Source organism: Bifidobacteriaceae bacterium (assembly GCA_031281585.1).
Lineage (GTDB): Bacteria > Actinomycetota > Actinomycetes > Actinomycetales > WQXJ01 > JAIRTF01.
Genome location: JAITFE010000007.1, coordinates 18449 through 32213, shown reverse-complemented (window position 1 = coordinate 32213; position 13765 = coordinate 18449). Strand labels below are relative to the sequence as shown.

The following is a 13765-nucleotide window of genomic DNA, read 5'->3' as shown; positions in this document are numbered from 1 at the left end:
CATTACGGTTTCACGCCGCTGGACGCGTTGCGGCAATTCACCCGCTCGGAGACCTACCGCATGTTGGCCGATGACGACCTCAAGCTCTGGCATTTCGCCCCCCTCGCCGTTTTCGACATGTGGGAGACCGAGCGGGCCACCGGCGACCCGCGCGACTCCGTCTACCTGTTGGCATAGGACGGCATGATGGACAAGGAAACCGAATTCTTCGTCTACCTGATAGAACGCTACGGCGCAGCGCGGGGGCAAACCGGCGGCCAGGTGCTGGAACGCCTTGACGCGGCCGGCCTGACCGACTTCGTGTTCTCCATGTACGACCTCTACCACGCGGAGCGCTTGCAGAACGCCTTTGACGACCTCGACGAGTTGTTCGAGCACGGCCTCCCGCCCGATCTACGCGCCGATTGAGCCCGGCGGGCACCCGGCAACGACACCACCCGGCGCGTGGTGTCGATCACGGGTGCCGGACGGGCCGCCCCCAAGACCCGGTCGGCCCCGCCACCAGGGCAAACGCCGGAACGCGGCCGGACGGCATCGGGGGAGGACACCCGTAATCGACACCACCGAACGCGTGGTGTCGATTACGGGTGTCGGGCGGGCCGGCACGAGAACTCGGTCGAGGCCGTCACCAGGGAAAACTCCGGAACGCGGGCGGGCGGCATCGGCGGCGGGCACCCGGCAACGACACCACCGAACGCGTGGTGTCGATTACGGGTGTCGGACGGGCCGGCACGAGAACTCGGTCGAGGCCGTCACCAGGGAAAACTCCGGAACGCGGGCGGGCGGCATCGGGGGCGGGCACCCGGCATCGACACCACCCGGCGCGTGGTGTCGATTGGCGGTGTCGGGCGGGCTTTCGCAAAAAGACGCGCGGCTTCCCGACCAAGCCTCGCGGCACGGCGCGAGGTCACGCACCGGAACGCTGCGAAGTTGCGTGACAGGACGCTGCGAAGTTGCGTGACGGGACGCTGCGAAGTTGCGTGATATAGCTGGTCAGAGCCAGTAAACCGGGACCGACCGCGAATGGGGCCGGGGCCGTTTAGGCCAAGGCCGGGCCGGCGGCGCGGCGGGCGCGTTGGCGGACGCGCTGGGCCACCGGGTCCGGCAGCGGCACGGCCGCGATTAGGTCCTTGGTGTACTGCTCCTGCGGGGAGCGCAGGACCTGTTCGCGCGAGCCCAATTCGACCAGGCGGCCGGACTTCATGACGGCGATCCTGTCCGCCAGCATGTCCACGACCGCCAGGTCGTGGGTGATGAACAGGCAGGCGAACCCCATCTGATGCTGCAGCCGGACGAACACCTCCAGGACCTTGGCCTGCACGGACACGTCCAGGGCCGAGGTCGGCTCGTCCGCCACCAGCAACTCCGGGTTCAGCACCAGCGCGCGCGCCAGGGAGACCCGCTGGCGCTGGCCGCCGGACAACTCGTGGGGGTAGCGGTCGGCGAATTCGGTGGGAAGCTCGACCGCCTCCAAGAGCTCCGCGACCCGCTCCCGCCGCGAGGCGCTGGTGCCCTCGCCGTGGACCCGCATCGGCTCCGACACGCAGGCCCCCACGGACATGCGCGGATTCAGCGAGGAAGCGGGGTCTTGGAACACAAAGCCCATGCGTTTCCGCAGTTCGCGAAGCTCACGCGCTTTCAGGGAGGCCAGCGGCCGGCCCAGCACGGTCAACTCCCCGGCGGTCGGCTCCAGCAGCCCCACCGCGCAGCGCCCCAACGTGGTCTTGCCGGAGCCGGACTCCCCCACCAGCGCCAGGATCTCGTGCCGCTTCAACTCCAGCGACACGCCGTCAATGGCCCGCACCGGCGGCGAGCCGATCCGCCCCGGGAAGAAGACCTCCAGGTCCCGAACCGTCAACACCGTTTCCGGGGAAACGGGCGGCGCGGCCGTGTTCATCGAGGCGGGCCGCTCGCGCCCCAGGTACGGCACCGCGCCCAGCAGGTGTTTGGTATAGGGGTGCTGCGGCCGGGCGAAAATGTCCTCCGCCGTGCCCTGTTCCACCAGTTCGCCCCTGAACATCACCGCCACGCGGTCCGAGAGGTCCGCGACCACCCCCATGTTGTGCGTGATCAAGATGATGGCGGTGCCCAGCCGTTCCCGCAGGTCGTGCAGCAGATCAAGAATCTGCGCTTGAACGGTCACGTCGAGCGCCGTGGTGGGCTCGTCCGCGATGATGACCTCCGGGTCGCAGGAGATCGCCATGGCGATCATCACGCGCTGTTTCTGCCCGCCGGACATTTGATGCGGGTACGAGTGCACCCGCACCGCCGGGTCGGGAATCCCCACCAGTTCCAGCAGTTCGACCGCCCGCGCCAGGGCCTGCCGTTTGGTCATCTTCCGGTGCGCCCGCAGCGCCTCCGCGATTTGCCAGCCGACCGTCCGCACCGGGTCCAGCGCCGTCGACGGCTCCTGGAACACCATGGCGATCCGGTCGCCCCGCACCGCCCGCATGGCCGGTCCGCGCAGCCCGATCAGTTCGGTCTGGTCAAGCTCCGCCGATCCCTCGATCCGCGCGGTGGACGGCAACAGCCCAACCATCGCCCGCGACGACACCGTTTTCCCGGACCCCGATTCGCCCACGATCGCCAGAATCTCGCCCTTCGCCACCTCGAACGAGATGCGGTTGACCGCCCGTATCGGCTGCGCGTCCGTCTGGAACGAAACGGTCAGGTCCCGCGCCCGCAGCAGCGTCTCGCTCATGGCCGCTCCCCCTCCCCGGTTCCAGCCGGGTCGCCCCCGCTTGGGCTTTCGTCAAGTTCGGCCAAACCCTCATCGCCCGATGCCGTCCGCGCAGCCGCCCCCGCAACGCCGGCCGCGCCCTCGCCCGGCCCGGCCAAACCCCCATCGCCCGATGCCGTTTCCGCAATCGCCCCTGCGCCCGCGCCCTCGCCCGGGTCGGCTAAGCCCCCATCGCCCGATGCCGTCCGCGCAGCCGCCCCCGCAACGCCGCCAGCGCCCTCGCCCTGCCCGGCCAAGCCCCCGCCGCCCGGCGACGGCCGGCCGGCGTCTGGCGAATCCGGGTTGTAGGAGACCCGCTCCAACGGGGCTCGGCGGTCTCCGACCTCGGCCAAGACGACCTCGACCAGTTCTTCCTCGTCGGCGGTGGTGGCGCCGCCGCGGGTGCGCAACAGCGGGTTGAGGACGTCGTTGAGGGATTCGCCGATCAGGGTGACGCCGGCCACCACCAGGACAATCGCCAACCCGGGGAAGACGCTGGTCCACCAGATGCCGTTGGCGACGTCCGAGGTGGTGGCCTTGTTGAGGTCGTAGCCCCATTCGGCGGCGCTGGTCGGCTCGATCCCAAAGCCCAGGAACCCGAGCGCCGCCAGGGTCAGGATTGATTCGGAGGCGTTGAGGGTGGTCAGGACGGGGATGGTCTGCGACACGTTGGGCAGGACGTGGCCAAACATGATGCGCCCGGACTTGGACCCGGCCACGCGGGCGGCGTCCACATAGGGTTCGGTCTTGGCGCTGATGGTGGCGTTGCGGACCACCCGGAAATACTGCGGGATGAAAATGACGGTGATGGCGAGCGAGGCGGAGATCATCCCGGCTATGGCGCTCGACCGGCCCGAAGACACCACGATCGACACGATGATCGCCATCAGCAGCGACGGGAAGGCGTAGAGCGCGTCGGTGATCAGCACCAGCAGCCGGTCGAGCCAGCCGCCCAGGTACCCGGACACAACGCCCAGCGCGACGCCGATCAGGATCGACGCGGCCACGGCCATCACCACCACCATCAAGGCGGTGCGGGCGCCGTAGACCACCCGCGCGAACACGTCGTACCCGGCCACGGTGGTGCCGAACCAATGCTCGGCGGACGGGGGCCGCTGCGTCCCGAAGGGCACGCCCTGGTACTTGGTCTGGTCGAAGTCGTAGGGCGAGATCCATTGGGCGGTCAAAGCGAGCAGCAAGAACAACGCGATCAGGCCGGCGCCGGTCAGCAGCATGACCCGCTGCAGGCCGTGGGTGGTGCGGACCAACCCGTATCCGGGGATCTTGGCGTACCAGGGCGCCCTAGCGTGCAAGCGGCCGGCTTTGGCCATGCCCTCGCGCCCCGCGCCCGCCTTCGGCGCGCCCGGAGCCTTGTTCCCGGCCGCCATGTCAGTACCTCACCCTCGGGTCCACCAGGGCGTTGATGACGTCAATCAAGAACGAGGCGACGGCTACCACCAGCGCGATCGCGGTGACAATGCCCTGCACGGCCACAAAGTCGCGGGCCAGCAGATACTGGGACAACTGGTAGCCGATCCCGTCCCACTCGAAGGTTGTCTCCGTCAGGATGGCCCCGCCCAGCATCAGGGCGATCTCCATGCCCATGACGGTCACCACGGGGATCAGCGCGTTGCGGAAGGCGTGCTTCGAGACCACCCGGCGCTCGGGCACGCCGCGCGCCCGCGCCGCCGTCACATAGTCCGCCCGGACGGTCTCCAAGAGGTTGATGCGGATCAGCCGAATGAAGACGCCCGCGGTCAAAAGCCCCAGGGTCAGCGCCGGCAGGACCGCGTGGCGCAGCACGTCCCCCAGGTAGGCGCCGTTCCCGGAGCGGATGGCGTCAATGATCAGGAAATGCGACGGGTTGTCGATCCGCCCCAATTCCAGGCGCGTGTCGAAGCTGGCCCGGCCGGAGGACGGCAGCCAGCCCAGCGCGGATGAGAACAGCAGCTTGGCCAGCAGGCCCACGAAGAACACCGGGGCGGCGTAGAACAGCACCGCGAAGGTCCTGATCGCCACGTCCGGGAGGCGGTCGTGGTAGCGGGCGGCCAGCCGCCCCAGCGGGATGCCCACCGCGAACGCCACGATCAGGGCGCAGACGACCAGTTCCACGGTGGCGGCGCCGTTGGTGATCAGCACGTCGACAATCGCGCGGTGGTCCTTGGTGGCCACCCCGAAGTCGCCCCTCAAAACGTTGCCCAGGTATTCGAAGTATTGGACCCAGATGGGGCGGTTGTAGCCGGCGGCTTCCTTGCGCTCCTCCAGTTGGGCGGCGGTGAGCCGCCCGCCCTGCGCCGCCGTGATCGGGTCGCCGATCACCCGCATAAACAAAAAGACCACCGTCACCAGAATCAGGACGGTGGGTATGAGAAGGACCAGGCGCAGCCCCAAGTACCGCAGCAGTGCGGTGGAAGAGCGACGCTGTTTCTTCGGGGCCATAACGGGGTCAGTCTACCGACCGCGTCCAGCCCCGCCAGAGCCAATTCGCCGCCGGCTCACCGTTTGCCACGCCCGGGCTGCAACCTTTTACCAGGCCGTAACACCGGCGGCGGCGCCCCGCGCGCTTTCCCGGCCCAAAGACAAAACGGTGCCCGATGCCGTCCACGCAAGCGGACGGCATCGGGCACCAACTTCCAAATACAAGCGGACCGCGCCTGGCGGGGCGCCCCTTTACGGACGTCCCGCCAGGGGCGACCGGCTACTTGCCGCCGTACAGGTCGCAGACCGCCTCGGTGGCCGCGGGCAGGCCGTCCGGCACGTAGGAGCACAGGGGCGTGTAGGTGCCCTTGTAGACTTCCTCGGCCAGCGCGGACCGGTCGATCGACAGCGCGACGGCCTTGCGGACGGCGAGCTTCTGGTCATCCGTGTCGCCCGGCATGGTCGCCAAGTTGAACACGATGTAGCGGATTTCGCCGCCCGGGCCGTGCAGCACCTTGACCTTGCCGCCGGCCTCCAGGTCGTCGTAGTCGGTGGCCGTCAGCGAACGCCACACCACGTCAATGGTGCCGGACTCGATGTCGAGCCGCATGTTGTTCGACTCCTTGTAGTACCGCATCACCACGCCGCCGTTTTGGGCTTTGCCCTGGACGCCGTTGTAATCGGGGTTGGGAGCGTACTCGATGAGTTCGTTGACGTTGAAAGTGGTGATCGTGTAGGCCCCCGCGAAGGCGTTGGCCTCGACAATCACGGCCGGGTCGGTCAGCGCGTCCGCGGCGAACACCTCGTCATCCACGATGGGGCCCACCGGCGAGGCGAGCACCTGCGGGAACGTCACGTCGTTCGGGCCCTCCAGGTTGAACTCCACGGTCAGCGGATCCGGCACCTCGGTCGACTTGAGGTTGGCCAGCAAAGACCAGGGGCCGTTCGGATCCTGGATGGTCAACTGGCGGTCGTAGGAGAACTTGACGTCGTTGGCGTCCAGCGTGTGGCCGTTGGTCCACTTCAGACCCGGCTTGATCTTGCAGACATACTTGTAGCCGTCCTCGGAGAAGTCGCAACTCTCGGCCAAATCGGGCTGCGGCGTGGGGTCGAGTTGCTTGAAGGACATGACCATTGGGAATACGTTCGACTGCACCAGGTAGGAGCCGTTGTCGTAGGTGCCCGCCGGGTCCAGGCCGGTGACCTCGTCGGTGGTGCCGACCGTGACCTTGGCCGCCGGGTCGCCGCCCTTGACGAAGGTGGAGAAGCGGAACTGGAAGGAGGCGTCCATGGTGGTCTCGACGCCCTCGATGTCCTGTCCGGTGACCGCGATCTGCGAGCCCTGCAGCAGCGGGATGGTGGAGAGTTCGGCCGCGACCTCGTCTTGGAGGTCCTTCAGCAACTGCTCGCGGGCGTCTGGGTCGGTTTGGATCCGCTCCTCGGCCAGCAGTTCCTGAACGGCGGGCGAATCGAAGCCGTTGTTCAGGAAGTTGTCCTTGTCGAAGAAGGGCGTCAAGTAGTTGTCGGCGTCCGGGAAATCTGGGAACCAGCCAAGCTGGTAGACCGGATAATCGGTGTTCCGCTGTTTGTTGTAGGTGACCCATTCAGTCGACTGGAGGTCGACTTTGAACAACCCTGTCGCCTCCAGTTGCTCTTTGATGGCGCCGTATTCCTGGTCGGAGGAGTCGCCGTAATGGTCGGAGTTGTACTGGAGGGAGAGGTCCACCGGGATGGACACCCCGGCGTCCTCCAGCAGCTTCTTGGCTTCGGCGACACGGGAGTCGCCCCCGGTGTCAGCCGATTCTTTGCCGGAGTTGTTGTTGGTGGGCTCCTCGCGTTTTGAGCCGCATGCCGCCAACGTCAGCGTCAGCGATGCCGTCAATCCAACGGCCAATGCCGCTGCAAACCTGTGCGTCTTTCGCATCTGATCGTTATCCCATCTGTCGGTTTTGAAACTGCCTGAGCCAGTTACCTGATGCTTCGCCCCGTGGTCTGGGTGGCCTGGAACCGGGCCCAGGCTCGCCAGCCGTGGGCGGAGACGCCAAACTGGGGCGGCGCCGCCGCCAGCCGGGCGGTGCCGACCGGGCGTGTCGGAGCCCATGCTAACCACACCGTGGGGGCACAATACAAGCCAATCGCGGTTTTAGAAACAGAATTGATACAAACCGACGGCCGCGCGAGCCCGCTTCCCGACCGGCGCGATATGGTGGGTATTCATGACCAACAGCCCGATCGACGCCGCTGCCACACCGGCCTGGGCGGCCCTCGCCACACACCTTCAGGGACTCGCTGAGCAGGGCGTTGACTTGCGGTCGTGGTTTGCCGCAGCGCCCGGCAGGGCGTCCGAGTTGACCTTCCAAGCGGCCGATCTTCGGGTCGATTTGTCGAAGAACCTGATCCTTCCTGAGACGGTGGCCCTGTTGACGCAGTTGGCGGACCAGGTGGCGCTTCGCGAGCGCGTCGAAGCGATGTTTTCCGGCGAGCGGATCAACGTGACGGAGAACCGGTCCGTCTTGCACACGGCCCTGCGACGGCCGTCTTCCGAACCGGCTTTGGTGGTGGAGGGACAGGATGTCAGCGGGGACGTGGCCGCCGAACTGGCCAAGTTCTTGGGCTTCGCCGAATCCGTCCGCGACGGCCGTGCGACCGGGCTGACCGGCAAGCCTTTCACCACCGTGGTCAACATTGGGATCGGCGGATCAGACCTGGGCCCGGCCATGGTCTACCAGGCGTTGACCGAATACCACGGGGAGATCAAGGCCCGTTTCGTCTCCAACGTGGACCCGTCTGACATTGGCGACACGCTGATGTCGCTGGACCCGGAGACAACCCTTTTCATTGTCGCGTCCAAGACGTTCGGAACGTTGGAGACGCTCACGAACGCCCGGCTGGCCCGGTCTTGGCTGTTGGAGCTGTTGGCGGCCCGCGGCGCCATCAAGTCCGCCGAAGACGCCGCCGATGCCGTGCGGCGGCATTTCGTGGCCGTCTCGACAGCGCTCGACAAGGTCGCGGAGTTCGGGATTGATCCGGCCAACGCCTTCGGCTTCTGGGACTGGGTGGGCGGACGCTACTCGGTTGACAGCGCGATTGGCACCGTTCTGGCGGTCGCGTTGGGGCCGGCCGTGTTCCGCGAGTTCTTGGGCGGCTTCGCCGCCATGGATGAGCATTTCCGCTCCACACCGTTCGAGCGGAACGTCCCGGTCTTGATGGGCCTGATCAACGTCTGGTACGTGGACTTCTGGGACGCACATTCGCACGCCGTGCTCCCCTACGCGCAACATCTGGCCCGGTTCCCCGCCTACTTGCAGCAGTTGACCATGGAGTCGAATGGCAAGTCGGTCCGGTGGGACGGCTCGCCGGTCACCACCTCCACCGGCGAGGTTTTCTGGGGCGAGCCGGGCACCAACGGGCAGCATGCCTTCTACCAGCTGCTCCACCAGGGGACTGAATTGATACCGGCGGATTTCATCGCGTTCGCCAACCCGCAGGTGCCGCTGGTGGACGGCACCCAGGACGTGCACGAACTCCTCCTCGCGAACTTCATCGCCCAGACGTCGGCGCTGGCGTTCGGCAAGACCGCCGCCGAGGTGGCGGCGGAGGGAACCGCCGAACAGTTGGTGGCGGCCCGCGTGTTCACGGGCAACCGGCCCTCGACCTCCATCATGGCGCCGGCTTTGACTCCGGCCACCGTTGGGCAGTTGATCGCGTTGTACGAACACATCACTTTTGTCCAAGGCACCGTCTGGGGCATCGATTCGTTCGATCAATGGGGTGTTGAACTGGGCAAAGTTCTGGCCAATCGCGTCACCCCGGCCCTTGCGGGCGACCAGGCGGCGCTTACCCAACTTGACGCCTCGGCCCAAGCGATGGTCGAGTATTACCGCAAAACCCGGCGCCCTTGAGCGCCTTCCCCGTTCATGTGAGCGCCCAAGGAGCGTAGAAGTGCACTTCGCCTATGTCATCGCCGGCTCGGAAGCGACCGGCGGTGCCGGCATCCAGGTCGACCTCAAGACCTTCCAACAGCTTGGCGTCTATGGGATGGGCACCATCACGTGCGTCGTCTCTTTCGACCCGAAGAACAACTGGGGGCATCGGTTTGTGCCGGTCCCCCCCGAGGTGATCGCGGACCAGTTTGAGGCGGCCAACGCCTCGCAGGACCTGGACACCGTCAAGATCGGCATGCTGGGCACCCCGGACACCATCGACACGGTGGCGGCCGCCCTGATCTCGAAGGACTGGAAGCATGTGGTCTTGGACCCGGTGCTGATCTGCAAGGGGCAGGAGCCGGGTGCCGCGCTCAACACGGACAACGCCCTGCGCCAGAAGATTCTCCCGTTGGCCACCGTGGTGACCCCAAACAACTTCGAGGCGCAAGCGCTTTCCGGGGTGGGGCCGCTCCTGACGGTCGATGACTTGATCGAGGCCGGCCGCCGCATCTTGGAGTACGGCCCCCGCGCCGCCGTGGTCAAGGGCGGGCTTGACTTCCCCGGCCCGGACGCGGTCGACGTGCTGGTCCAACGCTCCCCCGGCGGCGGCGAGCCGGCCGTCGAAGTCCTCGCGGTCCCGAAGATCGGCGAGGAGCGGGTTTCCGGCGCGGGCTGCACCTTCGCGGCCGCGATCACCGCCGAACTGGCCAAGGGCGCCTCGGTGCCGGACGCGGTCCGGACGGCGAAGGCGTTCGTGACGCGCGGCATAGAACACCGCGTGGCCGGCCACACCCCCTTCGACACGGTCTGGCAAGGTGCCTAACCCGCGCCCTCCCGCCCGGCAGGCCGCGTGCGGCAACCCGCTTGCGGCTGGGTCGCCGACCTAACGTACATGCGATGTTTCTTACATCGAATGTGTCTTAGCCTTCAGGGGCGATGAGCCGGAAAGATCTCGCCGCCGCTAACGACGCCGCCGACTACGGGCCGGCCGTGCCAACCGGCCAGAGCGGGCCGGGGGCGCCGGGCACCGCGTGAGGGCGCGCCCGGCAGGCGGGGCAAAGAACAGCAGCAGCAGTTGACCGCGAATCCGCGTGAGGGCGCGCCCGGAGGGCGGTCAGGCCCGGGCCGCGCCGCCCGGGCCCGGCAGGCGGGCCGCCGCGCGGCGCGCCGCCAACCGCGAGCCGCCCCGGTAGATCGCGGCCTGGGCCATCAGGGCCCCCACCAGCAGCGGCAGGACCGGGAAGAGGTAGAGCACGGGCAGACCGACCAGGTTGTGCAGGGCCACCAGGATGTCCGCGCCCTCCGGGTCGAAGAAGTAGAAGTAATTGGCCTGGGCCGCGATAGTGGCGCGGACGCCGAAGTTGACCAGCGCCATGATCCCGACCAGCACGCCGAAGCAGCCCAGGGTCTTGAACGCCTCGCGGTAGCTGGGCCGGTACAGCCCCAAAGCGGCGATCAACGCTCCGATCACCACGTTGAGGCCGTGCGACCCGAAGAAGCCGATCGACAGCGGGCTGAACACGCCCACCCCCTCAATCCCCGTGGCGGGCGAGAACAACGCCAAGAACCCCGCCAGGCAGCCGATGAAGTAGACGAACCCGCGAAGCCAGTTGATCTTCGCCAGGATCGCGGGGATCAGGCTGAACGTCACCAGCGAGCAAAGTTGCAGCGGCATGTCGTACACCACGTGCGCCGGGAAGTCGCTCTGGGTGACCAACCCCACCATGTAGAGGGCGAAGCAGACCAGGTTCGCCACGCTGGCGCCAACCAGAAGCCGGCGGCGGCCCGAATCGCCAAGACGGCGTCCGGCCAAGTACAGCGCGACGCCGATGGCCGCCAGAGCCAGCAGAAAAGCCAACCACGGAACAGAGAAGACGTAAATCGGTGGATTCACAAGCGAAGCCTTACCAGTTGGGGACTAAAAGCTGACGAGGACTTGTCGGGTACCACGCTACGCGATTGGCGCCGCCGAAGTGAAGTCGACGGGGCCGGTCAAACGCGGCGCGGCCACCCTAGGGGCGGCCGCCCGGATGGGAAAAGGAGGAGTAAAGACCATCCGGGCCGCCGCGACTGCGGGGGCGAACTGCTTACGCGTTTTCCTCGGCCGTCAGATTCCTGGTCTTGGTCAGGTCGAGCGGAATCCCGGGCCCCATGGTGGTGGCCAGCGTTCCCTTCAGCAGGTACCGGCCCTTGGAGGTGGACGGCTTCAACCGAATGACCTCCTCCAGCGCGGCCGCGTAGTTCTCAACCAAGTCCTTGTCGGAGAAAGAGGCCTTGCCAATGATGAAGTGAAGATTCGCGTGCCGGTCAACCCGGAATTCGATCTTGCCGCCCTTGATTTCTGTGACGGCCTTGGCCACGTCCATTGTGACCGTGCCCGTCTTCGGGTTCGGCATCAAACCGCGCGGGCCGAGAATCCGGCCCAGCCGGCCGACTTTGCCCATCAAGTCCGGCGTGGCCACGGCCGCGTCGAAATCGGTGTAGCCGCCCGCGACCTTCTCGATCAATTCGTCGCCGCCCACCTCGTCCGCGCCGGCCTCAATGGCCTGATTCGCCCTTTCGCCCACGGCGAAGACCAGGACCCTGGCGGTCTTGCCGGTGCCATGCGGCAGATTGACGGTGCCGCGAACCATTTGATCGGCTTTGCGGGGGTCAACCCCGAGCCGCAACGAGATTTCGACCGTTTGATCGAACTTGGTCGTCGCGACCTTCTTGGCCAACCGGACCGCCGCAAGCGGCGAATAGTGTTCGGTTTTGTCCACCAACAAGGCGGCCTTCTTGTATTCCTTCGAGCGCTGAGTCATCTGCTTTCCTTTGCTTTGCTGTTCTGAGCAGTCACTTGTCGCAGTCGTGGTGCGGGCCAGCGCGGCCCTCCCACTCGCTTGGTTCAGTCGGTTACCGTCACGCCCATGGAGCGTGCGGTGCCTGCAATGATCTTGGCCGCGCCGTCAATGTCGTTCGCGTTCAAGTCCGGCATCTTGGTCTGGGCGATCTCACGCACTTGCGCGCTGGTGATCGACCCGACTTTGGCGGTGTGCGGAGTCGCCGAGCCCTTGTCCAGGCCCGCCGCCTTCTTGATCATCTCCGCCGCCGGCGAGGTCTTCAGCACAAAGCTGAACGACCGGTCTTCGTAAACGGTGAGTTCCACCGGCACCACGTTGCCGCGCTGCGATTCCGTCGCGGCGTTGTAAGCCTTGCAGAACTCCATGATGTTGACGCCGTGGGCGCCAAGAGCCGGGCCGATGGGCGGCGCCGGGTTCGCTTGCCCGGCCTGGATCTGAAGTTTCAGAACGGCCGAGACCTTCTTCCTAGGAGGCATTTTGGGTCCTTTTCTTGCTACCTCGTTTTGTATTCATCTTTTGCCCGATGCCGTCCGGCCCAGTACCAGCTAAACCAGGCCCGGCGCTCCGGGCGTGTTTCCAGCCTTACGGTTGTTTGGCCACTTGGCTGAAGCTCAGTTCGACCGGGGTTTCCCCGCCGAAGATGGAGACCAACACTTTCAGCTTGCCGGTCTTGGTGTTGATCTCCGAAATCGTGGCGGCCAGGGTCTCGAACGGGCCATCGGTGATGGTGACGTTCTCGCCCACCGTGAAGTCGCTGACGGGAGCCGCGGCGCCGCCGGCCGGGACGGGCGCGCCGTCTGGCCCAACGGCATCGGGCGTCTTGAACTCCGGGGCCAACATGGAGACGACCTCGTCCAAGGTCAACGGCACCGGCTGGTGGGTGTGGCCCACAAAACCGGTCACGCCGGGCGTGTGGCGGACGGCGCCCCACGAGTCGTCGTTCAAGTCCATCCGGACCAGCACGTAACCGGGGATGCGCACCCGCTTGACCACCTTCGGCTGCGAGTTCTTGATCTCGGTGACTTCCTCCATGGGCACATGGACCTCGAAAACCGAATCCTCCTGGTTGAGGGAGACGACCCGCGTTTCCAGGTTGTGCTTGACCCGGTTCTCCTGGCCCGCGTAGGAGTGGACCACGTACCAGTCGCCGGGCTTGGAGGCGAGGTCCCTGCGCAACTCGTCCAACGGATCGACTGCGGGCGGGGCGGGCTCCTCCGGGGCTGGGGTCGCCTCTTCGGCGGCGTCTGCGGCATCGGCGGCGGCCTCCGCCTGGTCGGCGGGGTCCTCCCCGGTTTGGACGGCCTCTTCGGCGGCCTGGGCCACGTCCTCGGCCTGATCGGCGGCCTCTGCGAGCGCCTGGTCGTCAGGGGTGGGCTCGGCGGGTTCGGCCGGCTCGGCCGCTGGGGCCAGTTCAGCCGACTCGACGCCAGCCTCTTGATCAACCACTTCTTGTTCCTCTACTTCTGTCGTTCTCTTCTGGTCCGGGCTAGCCGAAGACCGCCATCACGGCTTTGCCGATCAAGGTGTCGACCCCGAAGATGAACGCCATCACGATCAACACGAACACCACCACAACGCTGGAATAGGTCATCAATTCCTGGCGGGTGGGGCGCACCACCTTCTTCAGTTCGGCGATCACCTGGCGGACGAATCGCACCAGGCGGCCGATGGGGCCGAGCCGAGTCTCGGTTGCCCCCGCAGCTTTAGCCATGATTTCCTTCCGGTCCGTTGGTGTTGAGTTGGCAGGTCCGCATTGGTCCGGCCGTGAATCCGCAGGGCAGGCGGGACTCGAACCCACAACCGCCGGTTTTGGAGACCGGTGCGCTACCAATTGCGCCACTGCCCTAGAACGCCAGCCG

The 13765-nt window shown here is 66.6% G+C and carries 12 protein-coding genes and 1 tRNA gene; 3 read left to right on the top strand and 10 right to left on the bottom strand.

The annotated features are described in order from the left end of the window. The first annotated feature begins 183 nt into the window (after positions 1-183). Entirely contained in the window at positions 184-408 is a 225-nt protein-coding gene (locus LBC97_00425; GenBank protein MDR2564525.1) for a DUF3791 domain-containing protein, read from the top strand. A gap of 631 nt (positions 409-1039) precedes the next feature. On the opposite strand, the gene LBC97_00420 is transcribed toward LBC97_00425, so the two are convergent. The 4 genes from LBC97_00420 to LBC97_00405 form a co-directional block, all read right to left on the bottom strand. Beyond that, complete coding sequence (locus tag LBC97_00420) at positions 1040-2701, bottom strand: ABC transporter ATP-binding protein (GenBank protein MDR2564524.1); 1662 nt, start codon at positions 2699-2701, stop codon at positions 1040-1042. Continuing rightward, the gene (locus LBC97_00415) at positions 2698-4107 is read right to left on the bottom strand and encodes an ABC transporter permease (protein ID MDR2564523.1); all 1410 of its coding nucleotides are present in this window, start codon (positions 4105-4107) and stop codon (positions 2698-2700) included. The genes LBC97_00420 and LBC97_00415 overlap by 4 nt, the downstream gene beginning before the upstream one ends. Position 4108: 1 nt before the next feature. Beyond that, positions 4109-5158 (bottom strand): ABC transporter permease, encoded by a 1050-nt coding sequence (locus LBC97_00410; GenBank protein ID MDR2564522.1) that lies wholly within the window; start codon positions 5156-5158, stop codon positions 4109-4111. 259 nt (positions 5159-5417) lie between these two features. Beyond that, a complete protein-coding gene (locus LBC97_00405) occupies positions 5418-7061 on the bottom strand; it encodes an ABC transporter substrate-binding protein (protein MDR2564521.1) in 1644 nt (547 codons plus the stop codon). A 292-nt stretch (positions 7062-7353) separates the two neighbouring features. Between LBC97_00405 and pgi the strand changes: the two genes are divergently transcribed. Further along, positions 7354-9039, top strand: a complete 1686-nt coding sequence (gene pgi / locus LBC97_00400; protein MDR2564520.1) for a glucose-6-phosphate isomerase — start codon at positions 7354-7356, stop codon at positions 9037-9039. 40 nt (positions 9040-9079) lie between these two features. After that, positions 9080-9886: a hydroxymethylpyrimidine/phosphomethylpyrimidine kinase gene (locus tag LBC97_00395; GenBank protein MDR2564519.1), complete on the top strand. Its 807-nt coding sequence runs from the start codon at positions 9080-9082 to the stop codon at positions 9884-9886. Positions 9887-10177: 291 nt separating this feature from the next. Here the strand turns inward: LBC97_00395 and LBC97_00390 are convergent, their stop codons facing one another. The 6 genes from LBC97_00390 to LBC97_00365 all read right to left on the bottom strand — a co-directional run bounded on the left by LBC97_00390 (position 10178) and on the right by LBC97_00365 (position 13752). Further along, positions 10178-10957 (bottom strand): YwaF family protein, encoded by a 780-nt coding sequence (locus LBC97_00390; protein MDR2564518.1) that lies wholly within the window; start codon positions 10955-10957, stop codon positions 10178-10180. Between the two features lie 193 nt (positions 10958-11150). Next, positions 11151-11867, bottom strand: coding sequence for a 50S ribosomal protein L1 (gene rplA / locus LBC97_00385; GenBank protein MDR2564517.1), 717 nt, complete (start codon positions 11865-11867; stop codon positions 11151-11153). Positions 11868-11950: 83 nt separating this feature from the next. Further along, positions 11951-12382 carry a 50S ribosomal protein L11 gene (gene rplK, locus LBC97_00380; protein MDR2564516.1) on the bottom strand — a complete coding sequence of 144 codons (432 nt, stop codon included), beginning with the start codon at positions 12380-12382 and terminating at the stop codon, positions 11951-11953. Between the two features lie 106 nt (positions 12383-12488). Next, on the bottom strand, positions 12489-13352 hold the full coding sequence (gene nusG, locus LBC97_00375) for a transcription termination/antitermination protein NusG (protein MDR2564515.1): 864 nt from the start codon (positions 13350-13352) through the stop codon (positions 12489-12491). Positions 13353-13392: 40 nt separating this feature from the next. Then, complete coding sequence (secE, locus tag LBC97_00370) at positions 13393-13617, bottom strand: preprotein translocase subunit SecE (protein MDR2564514.1); 225 nt, start codon at positions 13615-13617, stop codon at positions 13393-13395. Positions 13618-13679: 62 nt separating this feature from the next. Beyond that, positions 13680-13752, bottom strand: a tRNA-Trp gene (locus tag LBC97_00365). Positions 13753-13765: the final 13 nt, after the last annotated feature.

Coding starts and splice junctions, on each gene's coding strand:
- LBC97_00425 (MDR2564525.1), top strand. CDS start 184: ATGATGGACAAGGAAACCGAATTCTTCGTCTACCTGATAGAACGCTAC.
- LBC97_00420 (MDR2564524.1), bottom strand. CDS start 2,701: ATGAGCGAGACGCTGCTGCGGGCGCGGGACCTGACCGTTTCGTTCCAG.
- LBC97_00415 (MDR2564523.1), bottom strand. CDS start 4,107: ATGGCGGCCGGGAACAAGGCTCCGGGCGCGCCGAAGGCGGGCGCGGGG.
- LBC97_00410 (MDR2564522.1), bottom strand. CDS start 5,158: ATGGCCCCGAAGAAACAGCGTCGCTCTTCCACCGCACTGCTGCGGTAC.
- LBC97_00405 (MDR2564521.1), bottom strand. CDS start 7,061: ATGCGAAAGACGCACAGGTTTGCAGCGGCATTGGCCGTTGGATTGACG.
- pgi (MDR2564520.1), top strand. CDS start 7,354: ATGACCAACAGCCCGATCGACGCCGCTGCCACACCGGCCTGGGCGGCC.
- rplA (MDR2564517.1), bottom strand. CDS start 11,867: ATGACTCAGCGCTCGAAGGAATACAAGAAGGCCGCCTTGTTGGTGGAC.
- rplK (MDR2564516.1), bottom strand. CDS start 12,382: ATGCCTCCTAGGAAGAAGGTCTCGGCCGTTCTGAAACTTCAGATCCAG.
- secE (MDR2564514.1), bottom strand. CDS start 13,617: ATGGCTAAAGCTGCGGGGGCAACCGAGACTCGGCTCGGCCCCATCGGC.